The organism is Microvirga aerilata (assembly GCF_016743775.1).
In the GTDB taxonomy this organism is placed as follows: Bacteria; Pseudomonadota; Alphaproteobacteria; order Rhizobiales; family Beijerinckiaceae; genus Microvirga; species Microvirga aerilata.
This window is the reverse complement of record NZ_JAEQMY010000213.1, coordinates 1-3,075: the sequence shown is the minus strand read 5'-3', so window position 1 is coordinate 3,075 and position 3,075 is coordinate 1. Positions and strand designations below refer to the sequence as shown.

The window sequence follows — 3,075 nt, the reverse complement described above, 5'->3', positions numbered from 1 at the left end:
GCCCTGGTCGACCTGTGCTGCCGTCCGGGCAAAGCCGGTGCCATAGGCGGTTTGGTTTTGCTCATACGGTTGCATCGAACTCTCCGTTGCAGGGGATCTCTGGGTAAAATAGTTGTCCCGATTGCACTCCCATTCAAGACCAAGCCCGTGCATGCCCTTTGAGAACTGCATTGCGGGAGGAGCGCTACGCAGCAGGAGGGTTCAAAAGGGTTCAGAATCCTGAAACGGCCATGCCCACTCTGGCAAGGCATCAAGCCGCCCTGCACGGGAACCTGCCCTGCTAGGCGGCGTTCACTGGTAAGGCCAGCTGAGCAATAGGTCCGACTGGCTGTGCTGGGCCTCCTCAACCGGAGACGCAATCATGAGCAAGCTCACGGCACTCATGGGCTTTATCTTCCTGGCTGTTTCGTCTGCATGGGCCCAGACCCCGCCTGCTACGCCCGGCTCGCCCCCTGCCGGGGATGCCGCCGCTGCTGGTGGCGGAGTTGCGGATTACTGGTGGATCATCCTGCTTGTCATCGTCGTCGCCGCAGCAATCTGGTACTTCTCACGCAGCCGCGGCCGCAACCGCAATCAGCTGTAGGAAGCCGGTCCCCAGGCGTGGCAACTCAGGAACGGCTGCATGGGCGTGAGCGTTGGTGAGCAGACGTGTTGTTGCTCATGACCGTCCCTGAGACAGGAATCCGGCCTTGTGCCGGGTTCTTTTTACGTCAGTTCCGGCTCAGGGCCTTAAGCTTCATCGGGCTCCACTGGCTCAATGGCTGGTTTCGGTCAGATGATCCGTGATGTTCCGCTCAAGCTCAGCCATGCTATTGGTCATGGTAGCCCAGTCCCCGATCATCAGCACTGTGGCCGACACATTTACAAGCGCCAGGATCACGATCAGCGCCACCAAAACGCGCGGGGTATCCTGCGGCAGATGATTGTCATCTTTTGCCCAGTGGATCCTGAGTCTCAGGTTAGGTGCGATCATCGGACCATTCCTTAGAGAGATCCTGAAGATGATGTCTATGATGAGCTTGAAGCCGCACTGATGCGGTGTGCCAGGGCACCTGCAAGCATCATGTGGGTTGGCCGGCTTGCTACGTACTACGTTAGCGTATGTTTGGGAGCAGACCTTGTTCTGACCCCTGAGTGCTTCGCCATCATGCAGGAGATCGATGCTGGCCGACTGTGTCCGATTGGCCTTGTCACCGCGGCGGTGGATCCCCTGAGACATCTTCAAGATCCATGTGGTGCTGGTCTAGGGGTATGATCGGGCTGGCGATTGGTTGAACCTCTACACTTACGACAGCAACTTCCCGGGCCGGAATGACATCACCGTTCGTCTGGATCTCAGCTCCAGCGATTCCGGCAGGCAGATCACGACTAACGGAACGGATGGGCTGACGGCCGGCTGCCTTCAGAGCTTATTTCGGGTGCCGTACCGATACGCGGCGGTCGACATCTGATGGCTTAGACCTGGTTGGCGCAATCAGAAATGATGGATGAGGCAGGTCCCCTCGCTCGAAGCTTTGAACGGCTCACACCGGAACCTTGCTGGCAATCCACGTGGCTGCCACTGGGCTGAAGCCGATTGCGATCAACTCCTCCTCGAGGTCCTCAACCGGATCGGGTTCAAGCGTGATTGAGATGTCTTCTGCTTCCAAGCCCGCAATGGGCGTCTGCCCGTCCCCGTTCTGCTCCGGATCACCCTCATCATTGTCAATGGGCGCTGCCGTCACGCGCACAGCCGGACCTTCATCCCCGCCCATGTCGTCCTCGCTCTCGTAGACCTTGACCGTGACCCAGCGCTCCTCAACCTCGTCCTCATAGACCGTCTTCCACTCGCCCATGTTCCCCTCCTGGATCATGTACCGGGGTAGGCCCGGCACTGACCAAGCTAGAGTTTGGGTCGAGGCATGCAACCGAATTCCTCGTCTTTCGTGCTGTAGGCCCACGATGCTCTAACGCCATCACATTGTTGTGCCTCAACGGCATACTGCACTTGGAGGCCAACAGAAGCACACCATATCCTTCATTGCGGAGGCAAGCCCGCAACCCCTTGACCGCCTCCGTAGACTTCAGCCCCGTTCAACCCAATCCCGACGGGGCTTTTTCATGCCTCATTATCAGCCCCACGGCACCCAGCCAGACATCGCTTGACAGCCTACGTCATGACGCAAGAATTATCTTGCCTTAACGGAGCAGCTGCCGTGGATGTGGTCGTGACGCCTGCGGAGTTCAAAACAGGCACTTGGATGTTGAGCGACAGGCTCCGGCGCCCGCTCGGAACCATCACAGAGGTTTCCCCGTCGCTGTTCACCATCCAAGCGGACGGTAACTCTGGGCTGGCCGGAATAGAGGCTGCCAACTTTGTCTCTCTCGGCAGCGCCATGTCGGCCATCGCGAAACACATGAAGGGTGAGTGTCAGCTTACTAGCGGCATTGGGTAACGTGGAGCCACGTGGCTATGATGGAGGTCCGACCGGTCTCATGCCCTTGCGCCAGTCCTGTCCAGCACGCGCATGATTTGAGCGGTCGTCCATTCTCCACCCCGTGCAATTCTGATATGTCGCTCATTGAGGGCAGCCGCAATCTGCCGAAAAGACACAGCGCCGCTCGCCCGGACTGGCATAGCTGGAGGGCCCCGCTCACTGACCAGTCTCACTCTCATCCGCGGTGAGCAGCCCATGAAACACCAGATCGATATGAGCCTCAAGAAAAGCTTTGCTGCTGATCGGTGCATGGCGCTCAAAGGTCATGCGCCAGATCGCTGCCATGAGAGCGGGGGCGATGAGCACGAGGGGGAGGCGGGCAGCCGCGCCAGTGTTGTCACGTTAACCAGCCTCGGGCACATTGAGACAAATTCGGCCGCATGACAGTTTCAAGCCGCGACATTCGCCGCGATTTTCCACTCCGTCATGGCATTGAGGCGGTGCAGACGCGTGGCAGGGGCAGAGCGGCGGGAGCGGGGTGGAACGAAAAGGTTGCGGACGGCGGAGAACACGTTGACGAGCCTCTGCAGCCCTCCGGCAGATCGAAAGCCCTGCCTCGCCCGTTCTCGCCGGCGGAACGGCAGATGCGAATTCTCCG

At 59.3% G+C, this 3,075-nt stretch carries 6 protein-coding genes and 1 pseudogene; 3 read left to right on the top strand and 4 right to left on the bottom strand.

Annotated elements, in window-relative coordinates; translation table 11 throughout:
• The first annotated feature begins 361 nt into the window (after window positions 1–361).
• Window positions 362–583, top strand: a complete 222-nt coding sequence (locus JKG68_RS31615; RefSeq protein WP_202066318.1) for a hypothetical protein — start codon at window positions 362–364, stop codon at window positions 581–583.
• Between the two features lie 171 nt (window positions 584–754).
• Here JKG68_RS31615 and JKG68_RS31610 read toward each other — a convergent pair whose 3' ends face one another.
• Window positions 755–973: a hypothetical protein gene (locus JKG68_RS31610; protein WP_202066316.1), complete on the bottom strand. Its 219-nt coding sequence runs from the start codon at window positions 971–973 to the stop codon at window positions 755–757.
• A 298-nt stretch (window positions 974–1,271) separates the two neighbouring features.
• On the opposite strand from JKG68_RS31610, the gene JKG68_RS31605 reads away from it, so the two are divergent.
• Window positions 1,272–1,451: a hypothetical protein gene (locus tag JKG68_RS31605; protein WP_202066314.1), complete on the top strand. Its 180-nt coding sequence runs from the start codon at window positions 1,272–1,274 to the stop codon at window positions 1,449–1,451.
• Between the two features lie 72 nt (window positions 1,452–1,523).
• Here the strand turns inward: JKG68_RS31605 and JKG68_RS31600 are convergent, their stop codons facing one another.
• Both JKG68_RS31600 and JKG68_RS35075 read right to left on the bottom strand, forming a co-directional pair.
• On the bottom strand, window positions 1,524–1,835 hold the full coding sequence (locus JKG68_RS31600; RefSeq protein ID WP_202066312.1) for a hypothetical protein: 312 nt from the start codon (window positions 1,833–1,835) through the stop codon (window positions 1,524–1,526).
• A gap of 638 nt (window positions 1,836–2,473) precedes the next feature.
• Complete coding sequence (locus JKG68_RS35075; RefSeq protein ID WP_376773249.1) at window positions 2,474–2,617, bottom strand: recombinase family protein; 144 nt, start codon at window positions 2,615–2,617, stop codon at window positions 2,474–2,476.
• 55 nt (window positions 2,618–2,672) lie between these two features.
• On the opposite strand from JKG68_RS35075, the gene JKG68_RS31595 reads away from it, so the two are divergent.
• Complete coding sequence (locus JKG68_RS31595) at window positions 2,673–2,861, top strand: hypothetical protein (RefSeq protein ID WP_202066310.1); 189 nt, start codon at window positions 2,673–2,675, stop codon at window positions 2,859–2,861.
• A gap of 5 nt (window positions 2,862–2,866) precedes the next feature.
• Here the strand turns inward: JKG68_RS31595 and JKG68_RS33090 are convergent.
• Window positions 2,867–3,075 (bottom strand): annotated as a pseudogene (locus tag JKG68_RS33090) (IS6 family transposase); the annotation flags it as partial.

What these genes read in the sequence shown, in the direction of transcription:
- JKG68_RS31615 (WP_202066318.1), top strand. Translation starts at nt 362, where the DNA reads ATGAGCAAGCTCACGGCACTCATGGGCTTTATCTTCCTGGCTGTTTCG.
- JKG68_RS31610 (WP_202066316.1), bottom strand. Translation starts at nt 973, where the DNA reads ATGATCGCACCTAACCTGAGACTCAGGATCCACTGGGCAAAAGATGAC.
- JKG68_RS31600 (WP_202066312.1), bottom strand. Translation starts at nt 1,835, where the DNA reads ATGGGCGAGTGGAAGACGGTCTATGAGGACGAGGTTGAGGAGCGCTGG.
- JKG68_RS35075 (WP_376773249.1), bottom strand. Translation starts at nt 2,617, where the DNA reads ATGCCAGTCCGGGCGAGCGGCGCTGTGTCTTTTCGGCAGATTGCGGCT.
- JKG68_RS31595 (WP_202066310.1), top strand. Translation starts at nt 2,673, where the DNA reads ATGAAACACCAGATCGATATGAGCCTCAAGAAAAGCTTTGCTGCTGAT.